Source organism: Endozoicomonas sp. SESOKO3, assembly GCF_024606255.1.
The window spans coordinates 1-1444 of sequence record NZ_JAHHPR010000361.1 but is presented as its reverse complement, the minus strand read 5'-3'; the positions used below and the strand labels follow the sequence as shown (position 1 = coordinate 1444).

Genomic DNA, 1444 nt, shown 5'->3' with positions numbered 1-1444 from the left:
CTTATGTTGGGAGAATCTCTCCTTTTGCTCTCAACCCGAATACGACCCATCTTATCTTTGCCATGAACTACGAAAATGAGCAAGGCGAAAAAATGGATGAGGATTCAGAAGAATCGGAGGGAGCTGCTGCACAGCAACTGCAGCCTGTAGTGCAAATTCCGCTCCCATCAGTGAGCCATACCAGTATTAGTAACATTCTCCAAGGGATGAATACAGGCCTTGATGAAGACTCCATAAGAACTATATTGAGTTACTTTCCGGAAATCCCTCCCAAAGAGAGCCTGACCATTGCAGACATGATTCAGCAATTGATAAAAACACTCCACCTTACGGTTGATGAAAACCAGAATGATTTGATGGCAATTCTATATTCTTTCCACGGTGCCGAGTCACCTGTCGATATCAACGATCCATACGAAAAACTGAACCTCGTGACGTTTATGGCAAGTTACTATGCAGCCATCCATTCAAATGGAACCAACCCTGAAGCGGCTCATTTCTTTTTTAACTCATTCCTGCTTGAAGCCATTAGCTCGTCTTGTAGCGGGAGACTTCATTGCAACAAAGGTGAACTTCTTGGTAAAAAGGAACCCATAAAAGATCACGAAGTTTTAAAAGCAAATGTTAAAGAGTCTGCTTCAGTGATCTCTGGCATGAAATTTATGAGAGAAATACACCTTAGGCAAATGCAACAATTGGATAACCCCTCAAAAGCTGAAAAATACGAGACCCCAATCGATCCAATGATAAAAGCCGCTACCACCCTGCTAAATTATAACGTTCATATGGACAGAATACCGTTTTATCAGCGGTATATAAAAACAGATGAGCGAATGTTAGTGCTAATAAAAGAATATGGTGAAAAAAATCCAGAATTAGTTGCCTCAAACAATCAGTTCGTGAATCTCATTAATGCCATATCCATGATTCTTGATGCTTTCTTTATAAAATCCGCAAAAGGACACGTTAACAACATCTCGAGTTATTTTAGCAAATCAAACTGGGATGATACCGTTACTAACTCTACAAACAGAGAAGGCAAAGAACAGAAATTATTTGCAATATTCGAAGAGGTGTTAAATGATGCAAAAGACAACCCGGGAAATGAAAACCCTGAATTATTTAAAGAATTGCTTATAACCCTTTCAAATTACATAGAGCAACAATTACAAAAAACTTTTCCTGATGCAAATGAATACCAAGTCATAATGGTCACCCTCGGTACAGGATTTGCCGGCCTGCTGGAACAATCACGGACTGTTTTGGCAATGCTTGAGCCAGGTATTGTCACCGATGATAATCAACAGTCTGATGGAGGCCAACATGACAAGGCAGCAAAGGGACAAGAAGAAAAAGAAATTAACAAAGGACAAGAGAAGAAGAGTAAATACCTGAAAGAACGAATAAAATACTTGAGTGATTTCGTCGATTGGTTCAGGAGTCA

The 1444-nt window shown here is 39.8% G+C and carries 1 protein-coding gene; it reads left to right on the top strand.

Annotation, left to right across the window (positions count from 1 at the left end; all coding sequences use genetic code 11):
• Window positions 1-62: 62 nt before the first annotated feature.
• Window positions 63-1444 (top strand): hypothetical protein (locus KDK18_RS06470; protein ID WP_257254053.1); only part of this gene is annotated, 1382 nt, incomplete at its 3' end.